This window comes from Sporosarcina koreensis, assembly GCF_001531445.1.
Taxonomy (GTDB): domain Bacteria; phylum Bacillota; class Bacilli; order Bacillales_A; family Planococcaceae; genus Sporosarcina; species Sporosarcina koreensis_C.
Window position 1 is genome coordinate 1 of sequence record NZ_LQYA01000140.1, and the last position, 15,050, is coordinate 15,050.

The following is a 15,050-nucleotide window of genomic DNA, read 5'->3' on the forward strand; positions in this document are numbered from 1 at the left end:
CTGCACTATCTAGGATAGCAAAGCGTTCCAAAAAGTCGTCCCCTATTGAAGAAAAGCAGGAGGATATTGGCACTGTTGCTACAATTGAGGAACAAGAGGAGATCCACTCGAAACCGATTATTTCCACCTTTACCGAACGGATCGAACCGGCACCGACCAATGATGAACCTGCTGTTGCCATGGAAAAAAAGGTGCAAACACCGAAGGCAGACGATACGGAATCTGGCGATGTACCGACCTATTCCGGCGTAGCTGGAGAGGAGGAGAATGTTTCTTATGTGTTGCCGCCGTCATCATTGCTTCGGCAAACGCCATCCAATGATCAATCTGCAGAGTATGACTCCATCCATGCGAATGCCCAGAAGCTTGAAAGGACATTCTTAAGCTTCGGCGTAAAAGCGAAAGTCACCCAAGTCCATTTAGGTCCAGCGGTAACGAAATACGAAGTGCTGCCGGATACGGGTGTGAAAGTGAGCAGGATCGTCAGCCTTGCAGACGATATCGCGCTTGCCCTAGCAGCGAGCGATATTAGAATAGAAGCACCGATTCCCGGTAAGTCAGCGGTCGGTATTGAAGTGCCGAATAAGGCGGTTGCCATTGTCAGTTTACGGGAAGTGATCGATTCGAAGGAAAATAATCGACCTGACTCGAAGCTGAGCATCGTCCTCGGGAGAGACGTGACAGGACAGGCAATGATGGCTGAGTTGAATAAAATGCCGCACGTTCTTGTTGCAGGATCGACAGGAAGCGGAAAAAGTGTTTGCATCAATGGCATCATCATCAGTATTTTGATGCGCGCCAAGCCGCATGAAGTGAAGATGATGATGATCGATCCGAAAATGGTCGAGCTGAATGTCTACAATGGCGTTCCGCATTTGCTGGCCCCAGTAGTGACCGATCCGCGGAAGGCTTCACAAGCGTTGAAAAAGGTCGTTTCCGAAATGGAAAGAAGATACGAGCTATTTTCACACACAGGCACCCGTAATATCGAAGGATATAACGAACATATCGAACAGTGGAATGAAGAAAATGACGAAAAGCATCCACGTATGCCCTATATCGTCGTCATCGTCGATGAGCTTGCCGATTTGATGATGGTTGCTTCAAGCGATGTGGAAGATTCCATCACACGTCTCGCCCAGATGGCACGTGCCGCAGGAATCCATTTGATCATTGCAACGCAACGTCCAAGCGTCGATGTCATTACAGGCATTATTAAAGCGAATATCCCTTCACGGATCGCCTTTGCAGTATCTTCCGCCATCGATTCAAGAACGATTTTGGACGGGGCCGGAGCAGAGAAGCTGCTTGGACGAGGGGATATGCTATTTCTACCGGCAGGCGCATCCAAACCGGTCCGAGTCCAAGGGGCTTTCGTTTCCGATCAGGAAGTCGAGGCTGTCGTCGATTTTGTTATTGAGCAGCAGAAAGCGCAATATCAGGAAGAGATGATTCCGACAGAGGTCGAAGAGGTCCAGCCGTATGAAGAGACGGACGAGCTCTATGATGATGCCGTCCAGCTCGTCACGGAAATGCAGACCGCATCCGTATCCATGTTGCAGCGGCGTTTCCGGATTGGCTATTCTAGGGCGGCAAGAATCGTGGATCAAATGGAAATGAGAGGCGTTGTAGGTCCTCCGGAGGGCAGCAAACCGAGACAAGTCCTGACATCGGTTGCCGATTCGGATTACCATGCATGAAAGACATGACAAAAGCAGGACATTTCTAAAGGATTTCATACATTTTCAAGTTTTTTTGAAAAACAGATGTTTATTTTGGAGTATGAAAATGATATAGTATGGATGATTAAGAAATGAGGTAACACATCTGAGGTCTAACCTCATCGGGAGGGGGGATTTAAATGGTGGTGAAAACGGATCAACGGCATTTATATGTGCAAGTGATCGAGCGGCTGAAGGAAGACATCGACTCCGGGGTATTCAAGGAGAACGAAAAGTTCCCATCGGAATTTGAACTTGCTAGAGCGCTTGGCGTCAGCAGGGCGACACTTCGGGAAGCCTTACGGGTACTCGAAGAGGAGAAAGTTATCGTTCGCAAACACGGTGTCGGCACTTTCGTAAATCCGCGGCCATTATTTTCATCCGGAATTGAACAGCTGTCAAGCGTCTCCTCGATGATATGTGATGCAGGAATGGTTCCCGGTACGATTTTTATGGAAGTGCAAGAGGATCTGCCGAATGAAGAAATGATTGGCAAGTTTGATTGCGAAGCAAATGATAGTCTCGTGACGATTAAAAGAGTAAGGACTGCCGACGGAGAGCCGGTTGTCTATTGTGTCGATCACGTGCTTTCCAGAAACCTTGATGGCGGATCTGATGTCTTGTTGAATGAATCTATTTTTGACTTGATTGAGCAATCGGGCCGGATCAGGATTGTGCAGGCAGTTGCGAATATCGAACCTGTCGGGTATGACGATGAGGCATCATCCATCCTAAGATGTGGAGTCGACATTCCCCTTCTCGTATTGCTTCAGCATCATTACAGTGAGGAAGGCGAAATGGTCCTTTACTCTAAAAACTATTTCAGGGCTGATAAATTCAGCTTCCATGTAGTCCGAAAAAGGGTATAAGGCACTTTCTCTTGAAACAGTCGGCAAGCAAACTATCTATGACGGGCAGCAAGTTCTATTGCAGGACCGCCTGTCTTTTTGACTGCCGGCAGATTGTTTTGTAGAGTGTGCATTTAAGACGGTCATACGTCATATTTAATACCAAAATAAAAAAATAGGGAGGTCCAATCGGTGAGCAAACGTAAATACGGTCTTGCATTATCATTGGTTCTAGCAGCAGGTACATTACTTGGTGCATGCGGTACAGACAAAGACAAAAAAGATTCTTCAACTTCTACGGGAGGAAACGAAACAGATTTTTCTCTAGCAATGGTTACGGATGTTGGCGGTGTTGACGACAAATCGTTCAACCAATCCGCTTGGGAAGGCATCAAAAAGTTCGGTGAAGACAATGGATTAAGTGAAGGGGATGGCTATGCATACCTTCAATCGACAGGTGAAGCGGATTATACGCCTAACTTGAATGCACTTACCCGTCGTGACTTCGACTTGGTTTTTGGTGTCGGATACATGATGGAAGAAGCGATCGGTACAATTGCTGGACAACAGAAGGATACGAATTACGCAATTATCGATGGCGTAGTCGATCAGCCCAACGTGGCAAGCATCTTGTTCAAGGAGCAGGAAGGTGCGTTCCTTGCTGGAGTGGCAGCAGCGTTGATGACAAAATCTGATAAAATCGGCTTTGTCGGCGGTATGGAAATAGAGGTTATTGAACGCTTTGAAGCTGGATTTGTTGCGGGTGTTGCTGCAGTCAATCCGAATATCAAAGTAGACGTTAAGTACACTGGTGCATTTGATAAAGCTGAGCTTGGTAAAGCCGAAGCTGCTCGTATGTATTCTTCAGGCGTCGACATCATTTTCCACGCAGCTGGCGGTACAGGAAATGGTGTCTTTACTGAAGCGAAAGAGCGTAAAGCAGCTGACAAAGATTCATATGTATGGGTTATCGGTGTTGACTCCGACCAATACGCTGAAGGACAAGTCGGCGATGACAACATCACATTGACTTCAATGCTTAAGCGTGTTGATGTAGCGGTACAAGATATTGCGGAACAAGCTAAGGAAGGCAATTTCCCTGGCGGTGAAACGAAAGTCTACGGACTTGAAGATGACGGTGTCACATTGGCAGATTCTCGCGGTGCAATTCCACAAGATGTATTGGATCAAGTGGAAGAGTATAAACAGAAAATTGCTGCTGGTGAAATCGAAGTACCTGAGTTTGCTCAATAAATAATTAAAACGACAATGGCCGGTTCAGTCCGGCCTTTGTTGTGAGTAAAGCTCCTTTAAAATGATAGACTAAAAGGTTTTTATATATAAAAATCTTTTATTGTGTTCATTTTAATCTCCAATTATAAAGAGAAACTATTATACAAGGAAGTGAAACCATTGGAATATGTCATTGAGATGTTGAACATTACGAAGCAATTCGGGAATTTCCGAGCGAATGACAACATCACCTTGCAATTGGGGAAAGGAGAAATCCATGCGCTTCTAGGTGAGAACGGCGCTGGAAAAACAACTTTGATGAATGTGTTGTTCGGACTTTATCAACCTGAAGAGGGCGAAATACGCGTTAACGGAAAAAAAGTTAACGTGACGAGTCCAAATGTTGCAAATGACCTCGGAATTGGAATGGTTCACCAACATTTCATGCTCGTCGAGAACCTGACAGTCACCGAAAATATCATTTTGGGCAATGAGCCGAAAAAGATGGGTGTCGTCAATATTAAAGACGCGGCAAAGAAAGTGGCTGAGATTTCCAATACGTACGGACTGAATGTTGATCCTTACGCGAAGATCGAAGACATTTCAGTTGGGATGCAACAACGTGTAGAAATTCTGAAAACGCTTTATCGTGGTGCGAATATACTGATCTTTGACGAACCGACCGCATCCTTGACACCTCAGGAAATACAGGAATTGATCGGAATTATGAAAAAGCTCATCACTGAAGGCAAATCAATCATTCTTATCACACATAAATTGCAAGAAATCATGGATGTATCCGACAGGGTTACCGTCATCCGAAAAGGACAAGGGATCGGCACGGTTGTGACATCTGAAACGAATCCCGAGGAACTTGCAACGTTGATGGTCGGAAGGCAAGTCACATTCAAGACGGAAAAAGGCCCTGCAAATCCGCAGGAAGAAGTGCTAAGCATCGAGAACCTAGTTGTCCTCGATTACAGAGGCGTCGAAAAAGTGAAAGGGTTGAATCTTTCCGTCCGGAAAGGCGAGATTGTTGGTCTTGCTGGAATCGACGGAAATGGCCAATCCGAATTGATCGAAGCGATTGCCGGCTTGAGGAAGGTGAAGAGCGGTAAGATCACCATCAATTCAAAAGATATTACAGGATTGAAGCCAAGAAAAATTACGGAATCGGGATTGGGACATATACCGCAAGACCGTCATAAACATGGGCTTGTCCTCGATTTTTCTGTCGGTTACAATGCCGCATTGCAAGAGTATTATCATGTGCCATATTCGAAAAATGGCCTTATGCATTATGATGTCGTTTCAGAAAAAGCTAAGAAAATCATTGAAGAATATGACGTCAGAACCCAGGGTGAACATGAACTGTCCCGGGCCTTATCAGGTGGTAATCAGCAAAAACTGATCATTGGACGAGAAGTATCACGCAACCCTGAACTGCTTATCGCGGCATTGCCGACGAGGGGACTGGATGTTGGGGCGATTGAATTTATCCATAAAAGACTAATAGAGCAGCGTGATAAAGGAAAGGCGGTCTTCCTCATTTCCTTTGAACTTGATGAAGTCATGAATGTGTCTGATCGGATTGCAGTCATCCACGATGGCCAGATTGTCGATACGGTCATCCCTTCGGAGACGACCGAAAAGGAACTCGGCCTATTAATGGCTGGACATTCAAAGAAAGAGAATGGGCAACATGTAAGGAAAGAAGGTGTGGATCGAGATGTCTAATAGAGTAATCAAAATTTTAGTGCCGGCCATTTCGATCATCTTAGGATTACTCGTCGGAGCTGTGGTCATGCTTTTCAGCGGCTACGATCCTGTGGCCGGCTATATAGCATTATGGAATGGTATTTTTGGAGACAGCTATGCGATCGGTGAAACGATCCGGCAGATCAGCCCGTATATTCTCGCGGGTCTGGCAGTCGCATTCGCTTTCCGTACGGGGCTTTTCAACATCGGTGTTGAAGGGCAGCTTATGGTCGGATGGTTTGCTTCGGCATACGTAGGTGCGGCGTTTGAATTGCCGATGTACATCCATTTGCCTTTCGCGCTATTGGCTGCAGCAGTGGCAGGAGCGCTATGGGGCTTGGTGCCGGGCATTCTGAAAGCGACGCTGCGGGTCCATGAAGTAATTGTCACCATCATGATGAACTATGTTGCACTACATGTCGTGAACGCATTGATCAAAACAGTATCTGGCGGAAGCTACAAGACGGATAAGATACAGCCGACCGCTTCTCTGCGCTCGGAATTCCTTTCGAATTTGACTGATTATTCCACTCTTCACTATGGAATTTTTGTGGCACTTGGCATGGTCATCGTCATGTGGTTCATTCTTGAAAAGACGAAAACCGGTTTCGAATTGAAATCAGTAGGTTTCAACGAGAACGCTTCCCAATATGCAGGGATGAATGTAAAGAAAAACATTATTTTATCCATGGTGATTTCAGGTGCATTTGCGGGTCTAGGAGGAGCCATGGAAGGTCTAGGGACTTTCGGAAGTATGACGAACCAAGGTGGATTCACTGGCATCGGCTTTGACGGGATCGCCGTCGCATTGCTTGGTGCAAACGCTCCACTTGGCATCATCTTCGGAGCATCATTGTTCGGGTCGTTGAAATACGGAGCGAATAATATGCCGAATGCGGCAGGAATTCCGCTTGAAATTGTTTCAATCGTCATTGCACTCATCATATTCTTTGTTGCCTGCGGATATATCATCCGGGTGGGACTGCAACGGTTGAATAAGAAAAAGGAGGCGAAATGACATGAGCTTTTTAGAAGTACTTTATTTTATCGTGCCAACTTCGATCGCTTATGCAGCCCCTCTCATTCTAACGGCTATCGGTGGCGTTTTCTCTGAACGTTCCGGCGTAGTCAATATCGGACTCGAAGGCCTCATGGTCATGGGTGCGTTCGTAGGGATTGTCTTCATCTTGGCTTATGCAGATGTCTTCGGCGGATGGACGCCATGGATTGCTTTATTAGTTGCAATGCTTGTTTCCGCAATATTTTCGGTTATGCATGCTGTAGCTTCGGTTTCATTCCGAGCGGACCAAGTCGTATCCGGGGTTGCAATCAATATGCTCGGTATAGCGATTGCTCTGTTTTCTGTTAAAATGATGTTCGGAAAAGGACAGACGGATTTCATCCAACAGAAAATCCCACGTGTCAATATTCCATTGTTGCAGGACATCCCTGTTATCGGACCGATGTTTTTCAAATCGGTATATGGGACTTCCGTATTGGCGATACTTGTTGCAGTGATAGCATGGTTCGTCATCTATAAGACGCCATTCGGCCTTCGTCTTCGTTCAGTAGGGGAGCATCCGATGGCGGCGGACACGATGGGGATCAATGTGACGAAAATCAGATATACAGCAGTCATCATTTCTGGTGGCCTTGCAGGCATCGGTGGAGCAATCTACTCACAGACGATGACAGGGGATTTCGGACATGCGACGATCAATGGCCAAGGCTTCATGGCGTTGGCAGCGATGATTTTCGGTAAATGGCATCCGATCGGTGCGATGGGAGCTGCCCTTTTCTTCGGGTTTGCCCAAGCGCTTGCCATCAGCGCCGGGTCCATCAGTTTCATCGAAAATGTTCCGACGGTCTATTTCTATATCTTGCCTTATGTCTTGACAATCCTTGCCCTTGCAGGATTCATCGGAAAAGCGAATGCTCCGAAAGCAAACGGTGTGCCTTATATCAAAGGCAGCAGATAATTTAGGTACCGCCTGGATTCCCACTGGTTGGAGTCCAGGCGTTTTGTCTTTCTAGCGTGTGCACGCCTAGCTCCGGATGTCAGCTCCGCTGTACGAAAAAAGCGTCGATTTGCGGATCTGCCTTATGCCTGTCGCATCTAACCGCCATCCTCCGCTTTTGTTATATAAAAGCGTTTATTTTGCCTGTCGATGTGATGAAATGTATATTGTAGATGGGTATTCGTATAATAAAGAAAAAACGAGGTGTTCGTATGTTTACAAAGGTCGAGCTTCAAAAAGGAGTCAATTTATATATCAGGAAAACGGAGCAGTTTAAAACGATTACAATGTCCATTAAATGGGTGGCTGAACTTGATGAAAAACAGGCAGCATACCGGGCGGTCTTATCAAACGTGCTCCAAGATTCGAATGCTGATTATCCAAAGCAGAGCGATTTGCGGAAAGCATTGGACGAGCTATACGGCACCGTGTTCTATATGGATGCAGGTAAGCGCGGCAATTCACATATCGTCTCGTTGAATATGGAATGTGTAAATGATGAATACCTCTCGACGTCCGGCGTTTTCGATGAAGCAATGAAAATGATCCGCACGATCATATTTAATCCGAATTTTCAGGACGGAACATTCGATGAGTCCATTGTGAATCGGGAAAAACGGACAGTGATTGAAAGAATCCGATCCATTTATGACGATAAAGGAAGATATGCTCATAAGCGCATGCTTGAATTGATGCGTCCAAATGATCCTGCGTCCATGTCTTCCAGCGGGACGGAAAAGGATGTTGAAAGCATTACGAGTGCAACGCTCCTTGATACATACAAGAGAATGTTGGATGAAGATGAAATCGACATTTATGTCGTTGGAGATATTCAAGAGACTGAACTTGCAGAAAAAATGAAATCAATGTTTGGGTTTACGGCAAGAGATGTCACGAGGAAACAATATGTACAGCCCGCTACGGAAGTCTCAGAAACACGGCAAGTTTTTGAAAGGCAGGATATGAAGCAAGGGAAGCTGCAAGTCGGATACAGCACCCCCGTTTCCTTCTTCCATCCCGACTATCCTAAAATGCAAGTGACCAATGGTGTGCTAGGCGGGTTCGCACATAGTAAATTATTTATGAATGTACGGGAAAAAGAAAGTATGGCATACACGGTCAATAGCGCATACGCCGCTTATTACGGCATTGTGTATGTCATGGCAGGTATTGATGCGGACCTTGAAGAAAAAGCCGTCAAATTGATCGGTGAACAGATTGACGCAATGCAAAACGGAAACATAACCGATTTGGAGCTTGACCAGACAGTCGCCTTATTGACGAACAGCATCCGCAGTGCATTCGATTCCGCAAGAGGACAAATCGAAGTGTACGATCAATATAAACAGTTGGATGAGGAGTTCACGGCCGATAAATGGATTGCCGAATGGAAGGCAGTCTCCATCGAAGATGTCAGACAGATGGCATCTCAGATCCGCCTGGAACTCATCTACTTGCTATCGGGAAGAGAGGCGTAATGATGGAAAAGATCACTTTTGACAACTTACAGGAAACATTATTCCACGAAAAGCTCGACAATGGCTTGAATGTCTATATTTTGCCTAAGCGTGGATTTTCGAAGACATATGTAACGTTTACAACGAAATATGGGTCAATTGACAGGACGTTCATTCCGAGGGGCAAGAAAGAATTTGTAACTGTGCCTGACGGAATCGCCCACTTCCTGGAGCATAAGATGTTTGATAAGAAGGAAGGGGATGTATTCCAGAAGTTCGGCGTCCTTGGTGCCTCCGCGAATGCATTCACTTCTTTTACGCGTACGTCTTACTTGTTCTCTACGACCGATAATTTATATGAAAACACGAAAGTGCTGCTCGATTTCGTACAAGAGCCATATTTCACCGAAGAAAAGGTGGAGAAAGAGAAAGGCATTATCGCGCAGGAAATTACGATGTATGATGACAATCCGGATTGGCAGAACTATTTCGGGACGATTCAAAGCTTATACAAAGAATATCCTGTTAACATCGATATTGCAGGAACCGTTGACACGATCCAGGAGATTACCGCGGAGCATCTTTACGAGTGTTATGAAACATTTTATCATCCTTCCAACATGACAGTGTTCGTAATAGGGGCTGTCGATCCGGATGAAATGATGAACTTCATCCGTGATGATCAAAACAGCAAGGATTTTTCGGAGCCGGAAGAAATCAGACGGAAATATCCTGAAGAGCCTTTGGAAGCGAGCAGGAAGAAAACAGTTCTTGAAATGGATGTGCAAAGGCCAAAATTCAATTTCGGCATGAAGTGCAGCCGTACCGTGATGGAAGGCGATGAAATGCTCCGCCAGGATTTGGCGGTCAATCTTCTTCTTGATATATTGTTCGGCCGGACTTCGGAATTTTACACGAAGGCGTATAATGATCATTTAATCGATGAAACATACCATTATGACTTCATTTTCGAGAAAGGGTATGGGTTCGCGATGGTTGAATCGGATACGGAGAAGCCCTCGGAGTTGGAAGCGGCTGTCCGTACTACATTGAAATCGTTGGCGGAAAATTGGACGATTACCGAGGATGATCTCAATCGTGCAAGAAAACGGAGAATCGGTCAATTCATGCGTTCATTGAACTCCATCGAATTCATCTCCAACCAGTTCACGCAATATAATTTCAATGACATGAATTTATTCGATGTCGTCCCGACACTTGAAAATATTCAAGTTGCTCATTTGCAGGACGCCTTCAAGACAATTTCCAACGAAGACAGCCATACCGTCATGACGATCATTCCCGGCTCAAAAGAAGATTGAAAATGAATAGATATGCAGTCATACTCGGTTCATCCGGAGGAATTGGGAAGGCGATCAGCCGGAAACTCGCCGCTGATGGATGGTCTTTGTATCTTCATTACAACCAGAACAAAGAGCGGGCTGTGGAACTGAAGAAGGTATTGACCGAAAAACACCCTGAAGGGGACTTCCGAATTGTCCAAGCTGACTTTTCGGAGCGGGATGGCGCAGGGAAGCTTGCGGAACAGGTCGGACACGTCCAAGCGATTGTCGTCGCTCTTGGGCAGTCAATGTTGAAATTATTGACCGACACGAACAGCAGCGACATGGATGCGTTATGGCGTGTTCATATGCAAAATCCCGCAATGTTCATTAGCCTCACATCTCCTCAGTTGCGAAGCCATCCAATTTCATATGTCCTTTTCATCGGCTCGATTTGGGGAGATTCTGGCGCTGCAGGGGAAGTGATGTATTCCGCAGTCAAAGGGGCTCAGCATGCATTCGTCAAAGCGTATGCAAAAGAGGCGGCTTATACCGGAACAAGGGTGAACGCCATTTCGCCGGGCTGGATTGAAACGGAAATGAATGAGGAGTTATCGGAGGACGATAAGCAGCTGGTCATCGATCAAATTCCGTTGCAGACAACCGGCCAGCCCGAGCAAGTGGCTGATCTAGCTCGTTTCCTTCTCAGCGGGAAAGCGGATTATATGACGGGGGAAATTTTGAAGTTGAATGGTGGATGGTATATCTAAATAGGAATAGGGGAGACAATCTTCCCCTTTTTCTTTTTTCCTTTTCTTCAGATGTCGAATCCGTTATTATAGAACTAAGTTGCGTCTTTTGCGTCCTACTAGATGAAGTGTCCCCGAAGTGGCTGTATAATCAATAATTGCTTTGGGTGAAAATGGTTCGAAAGGGTGGGTCGAATGGGTGAATGGTATGTCGAATATGAGATACAGGTGAACCGGCCGGGGTTGCTCGGAGACATTGCTTCCTTATTGGGGATGTTGCGCGTCAACATTGTAACGATCAACGGTGTGGACGGCGGACATCGCGGCATGCTTGTCCGGACGGAAAATGACGATCAGATCAAACGTTTTGAATTGATTGCATCCACGATGGAAACCATACAAGTAAAGAAAATCCGTGAGCCGAAACTACGCGATATTTTAGCGGTCAGGCACGGGCGTTATATCCAGCGGGATGTCGATGATCGGAAGACGTTCAGATTCATTCGGAGTGAATTGGGTGTCCTCGTCGATTTCATGGCAGAGCTATTCAAACAGGAAGGCCATAAATTGATCGGGATACGGGGAATGCCCCGAGTCGGCAAAACGGAATCAGTCGTTGCAGCAAGTGTGTGCGCGAATAAGAAATGGATATTCCTTTCTTCCACGATGATCAAACAGACCGTACGGAACACTCTGGCGGGGGATGAGTTTTCCAAGGATAATATCTTCATCCTCGATGGCATCGTCACGCGCAAATCCGGCGATGAAAGACATATGCAGCTTGTTCGTGAAATGATGAGCATGCCATCCATCAAAGTAGTCGAACACCCGGACATGTTCGTTCAGCATTCGGAATATGACATGGAAGATTTTGATTACATTATTGAATTACGGACAGATCCCGACCAGGAAATTACATATGAAATGATGGAGAAAAACCATATGATGTCTGATGTCGGACCGATGGGCGGATTTGGAACGTTCAACTTTTAAATAGGCAGGTGATACAATTGACCGGATTAGGTGATCGTCTTAAAGAGGCGAGAACAGCTAAGGGATATTCACTGGATGATTTGCAATCGATAACTAAAATTCAAAAACGGTACCTTTCCGGTATTGAAAACGAAGATTATAGCATGATGCCCGGCGCTTTCTATGTGCGCGCATTCATTAAACAATATTCGGAAGCTGTCGGTTTGGATGCTGACGAAATGCTATCCTTATATAAAGAATCGGCCATGCATGAAAAACTCGAAGAAGCGAGTGCTCAGCCGACTCCTCCTATGACAAGGAGCCGTGGATTAGGCAACAGTCGTCTGAATGAAGTCATTCCAAAAATTATTGTGGCATTATTCATTGTCGTTATCATTGTTGTAGTTTGGGTATTATGGCAGAAGGGTGCGTCCAATAATACCGGTATGAATGCTGAACCGGAGGAACCAATCACGATGGATAGCAATCAGCCGCCTGCAGGCAATGCAGACGGCGGTGCGACGGATGACAAACCGGATGAGGAAGAAACGACTGAGCCGGATCCTGAACCCGAAGTAGAAGTAAAGGAACAGTCTCTCACGTACGTCAGCACAAGTGGGCAAGATTCCACTTACATATTGACGGATGCCGAAGAATTCAAGCTGAAGATTGATACATTCGGAGATACGTGGATTGGCGTTCAGAACAAAAACAAGGAAGAACTTACGCCGGCTGCGAGAATCATGAAAAATGGCGAAACGCTTGAGCTGGATGTTTCGGATGTTGAATTTATTCGTATCCGTGTCGGTGTGACTAAGTTTGCAGATATCTATGTAAATGAAGAAAAGCTGGAGTTTGCATCGGACGCCATGACACAAAACATTATTATAGAATATGAGAAATGAAAAATAGTCATCTACAAAGATGACTTTTTTCATTACAGAAGGATAGGTGAGACGATTGAATTTACCAAATAAAATTACAGTATCCCGCATTTTTCTCATCCCGATATTCATTATTTTCATGGTTATCGATTTTGGATTCGGCTCGTTTGAAATCGGGGGCACCACACTTTCCGTGGAGCATTTAATCGGGGCGTTGCTGTTCATTATCGCAGCTGCAACAGACTGGTTCGATGGACATTTGGCGAGAAAGCATAATCTTGTCACGAACATGGGGAAATTTTTGGATCCGCTCGCGGACAAGCTTCTTGTATCAGCTGCATTAATCATTTTAGTTGAATTGGGATCTGCGGCATCATGGATTGTCATCATCATCATTAGCAGGGAATTCGCCGTTACTGGATTGAGGCTTATCCTTGCAGGCGGTGGTGAAGTTGTTGCTGCAAACCAATTAGGGAAGATCAAAACAGCTACCCAATTGGTTGCCATCTCGTTTTTGCTTCTTAACAACATTTTCTTCGAGGCGATCAACTTCCCGTTCGGCACAATCATGCTCTATATCGCCTTGTTCTTTACGATCTGGTCCGGAGTGGATTACTTTTATAAAAACCGGCGGGTCTTACTCGACTCTATGTAAGGAGCTGTCAGTATAATGAAAGCGGAAATCATCGCAGTTGGGTCAGAGCTTTTATTAGGCCAAATTACGAATACGAACGCGGCATTCATCTCAGCGCGTCTTGCTGAAGTCGGCATTGATGTGTATTATCAGACGGTCGTAGGGGACAATCCCATAAGGTTGGAGGAAGCGATCGCGGTTGCGCAAAAACGTGCCGATCTGATCATCTTTTCAGGAGGATTGGGACCGACGAAAGATGATTTGACGAAAGAAACGATTGCCAAGATGCTTGACGCCTGCCTTGTTAGCGATCAAGCTGCATTATTATCAATTGAAGCCTATTTTAAGCGGACAGGCAGGACCATGACCGATAATAACAAGAAGCAAGCGCTTGTGCTCACAGGTTCGACAGTTTTGACAAACAATCACGGGATGGCACCAGGAATGGCTATCGAAAAGAACGGAATAAGCTATTTTTTATTACCCGGACCGCCTCATGAAATGGAACCGATGTTTGAAAAAGAAGCGATTCCCTACTTATTGGGGACTTCAGGCAAACATGAAGTCATCGTTTCCCGCGTGTTGAAGTTTTACGGAATCGGCGAAGCCGAGCTTGAATATCGTGTCCAATCGATTTTGGATAATCAGACTAATCCGACCGTTGCGCCTTTGGCATCACCCGATTCAGTCATTTTACGATTGACTGCAAAAGCTGACTCGACTGAAGCGGCGCAAAAGTTGATTGCGCCGGTGGAATTGGAAATCCGGTCATTGGTCGGTCAATTCATCTATGGTACAGATGAGGATACATTGTCGTCGAAAGCGGCTGAACTGTTGATGGGCAGCCGGCTGACCATTGCTGCCGCAGAAAGCTTGACAGCAGGTATGTTCATGGCGGAATTGGCAAATGAACCTGGCATAAGTTCTTCCTTAAAAGGCGGGGTAGTTGTCTATGACGAGGCGGCGAAGATGGACCAGCTTGAAATCCCGGGTTCATTGCTGAATGAGTTTGGTGCTGTCAGCTCGCAATGCGCATCGGCACTAGCGCGGAACGTGAAACGGAAATTCGGATCCGACATCGGCGTCGGATTGACGGGTGCCGCGGGACCGGATCCGCATGATGGGAAGCCTGTTGGAACAGTATGGATCGGGATTGCATACTTGGATGAAGAAGTAAAAACATATAAACTGGATCTTTCCGGTTCGCGGAATGCGAATCGGAAACGTGCAGCACGATTCGCCCTCTATTATTTAATACAAGAAATGAAGAAATACAAAGTGGAAAATTGAATTTTGGCACGTTTTCTCATTTAAATTTCATTTTCACCCTTTCATTCTCATTTAAAAATCGATTTTGATAAAATAAATCGAATAAGCGTTCGTTTTTTGTTTGAGTATTTCTCATAAAAGGAGTATAGTAGAGACAGGAAGAAAAAGAATAACGCCTTTTAAGGGAGGAATCGTTTTTGAGCGATCGTAAAGCAGCTTTGGAC

The 15,050-nt window shown here is 45.6% G+C and carries 13 protein-coding genes; all 13 read left to right on the forward strand.

Annotation, left to right across the window (positions count from 1 at the left end; genetic code table 11):
* The coding region (locus tag AWV70_RS14595; RefSeq protein ID WP_060208648.1) for a DNA translocase FtsK at positions 1 to 1,700 on the forward strand (1,700 nt) is incomplete at its 5' end.
* 161 nt (positions 1,701 to 1,861) lie between these two features.
* Entirely contained in the window at positions 1,862 to 2,590 is a 729-nt protein-coding gene (locus tag AWV70_RS14600; protein ID WP_060208651.1) for a GntR family transcriptional regulator, read from the forward strand.
* A 171-nt stretch (positions 2,591 to 2,761) separates the two neighbouring features.
* Positions 2,762 to 3,823 (forward strand): BMP family lipoprotein, encoded by a 1,062-nt coding sequence (locus AWV70_RS14605; RefSeq protein ID WP_060208654.1) that lies wholly within the window; start codon positions 2,762 to 2,764, stop codon positions 3,821 to 3,823.
* A gap of 159 nt (positions 3,824 to 3,982) precedes the next feature.
* On the forward strand, positions 3,983 to 5,539 hold the full coding sequence (locus tag AWV70_RS14610; protein ID WP_060208657.1) for an ABC transporter ATP-binding protein: 1,557 nt from the start codon (positions 3,983 to 3,985) through the stop codon (positions 5,537 to 5,539).
* Entirely contained in the window at positions 5,532 to 6,578 is a 1,047-nt protein-coding gene (locus AWV70_RS14615; RefSeq protein ID WP_060208660.1) for an ABC transporter permease, read from the forward strand. The genes AWV70_RS14610 and AWV70_RS14615 overlap by 8 nt, the downstream gene beginning before the upstream one ends.
* 1 nt (position 6,579) lies before the next feature.
* The gene (locus tag AWV70_RS14620; RefSeq protein WP_060208663.1) at positions 6,580 to 7,539 is read left to right on the forward strand and encodes an ABC transporter permease; all 960 of its coding nucleotides are present in this window, start codon (positions 6,580 to 6,582) and stop codon (positions 7,537 to 7,539) included.
* Positions 7,540 to 7,790: 251 nt separating this feature from the next.
* Positions 7,791 to 9,056 (forward strand): EF-P 5-aminopentanol modification-associated protein YfmF, encoded by a 1,266-nt coding sequence (gene yfmF / locus AWV70_RS14625; RefSeq protein ID WP_060208665.1) that lies wholly within the window; start codon positions 7,791 to 7,793, stop codon positions 9,054 to 9,056.
* Between the two features lie 2 nt (positions 9,057 to 9,058).
* Complete coding sequence (yfmH, locus tag AWV70_RS14630) at positions 9,059 to 10,357, forward strand: EF-P 5-aminopentanol modification-associated protein YfmH (RefSeq protein WP_060208668.1); 1,299 nt, start codon at positions 9,059 to 9,061, stop codon at positions 10,355 to 10,357.
* Positions 10,358 to 10,359: 2 nt separating this feature from the next.
* Positions 10,360 to 11,088, forward strand: coding sequence for an elongation factor P 5-aminopentanone reductase (gene ymfI, locus AWV70_RS14635; protein ID WP_060208672.1), 729 nt, complete (start codon positions 10,360 to 10,362; stop codon positions 11,086 to 11,088).
* Positions 11,089 to 11,262: 174 nt separating this feature from the next.
* A complete protein-coding gene (locus AWV70_RS14640) occupies positions 11,263 to 12,060 on the forward strand; it encodes a YmfK family protein (protein WP_060208675.1) in 798 nt (265 codons plus the stop codon).
* Between the two features lie 17 nt (positions 12,061 to 12,077).
* Positions 12,078 to 12,944 carry a helix-turn-helix domain-containing protein gene (locus AWV70_RS14645; RefSeq protein ID WP_160327668.1) on the forward strand — a complete coding sequence of 289 codons (867 nt, stop codon included), beginning with the start codon at positions 12,078 to 12,080 and terminating at the stop codon, positions 12,942 to 12,944.
* Between the two features lie 55 nt (positions 12,945 to 12,999).
* A complete protein-coding gene (pgsA, locus tag AWV70_RS14650; protein ID WP_060208681.1) occupies positions 13,000 to 13,578 on the forward strand; it encodes a CDP-diacylglycerol--glycerol-3-phosphate 3-phosphatidyltransferase in 579 nt (192 codons plus the stop codon).
* Between the two features lie 15 nt (positions 13,579 to 13,593).
* Entirely contained in the window at positions 13,594 to 14,847 is a 1,254-nt protein-coding gene (locus AWV70_RS14655) for a competence/damage-inducible protein A (protein ID WP_060208684.1), read from the forward strand.
* Positions 14,848 to 15,050 lie beyond the last annotated feature (203 nt).

Excerpts from the sequence above, each read along its gene's own strand:
- AWV70_RS14600 (WP_060208651.1), top strand. The coding sequence starts at position 1,862 with ATGGTGGTGAAAACGGATCAACGGCATTTATATGTGCAAGTGATCGAG.
- AWV70_RS14615 (WP_060208660.1), top strand. The coding sequence starts at position 5,532 with ATGTCTAATAGAGTAATCAAAATTTTAGTGCCGGCCATTTCGATCATC.
- AWV70_RS14620 (WP_060208663.1), top strand. The coding sequence starts at position 6,580 with ATGAGCTTTTTAGAAGTACTTTATTTTATCGTGCCAACTTCGATCGCT.
- yfmF (WP_060208665.1), top strand. The coding sequence starts at position 7,791 with ATGTTTACAAAGGTCGAGCTTCAAAAAGGAGTCAATTTATATATCAGG.
- yfmH (WP_060208668.1), top strand. The coding sequence starts at position 9,059 with ATGGAAAAGATCACTTTTGACAACTTACAGGAAACATTATTCCACGAA.
- ymfI (WP_060208672.1), top strand. The coding sequence starts at position 10,360 with ATGAATAGATATGCAGTCATACTCGGTTCATCCGGAGGAATTGGGAAG.
- AWV70_RS14640 (WP_060208675.1), top strand. The coding sequence starts at position 11,263 with ATGGGTGAATGGTATGTCGAATATGAGATACAGGTGAACCGGCCGGGG.
- AWV70_RS14655 (WP_060208684.1), top strand. The coding sequence starts at position 13,594 with ATGAAAGCGGAAATCATCGCAGTTGGGTCAGAGCTTTTATTAGGCCAA.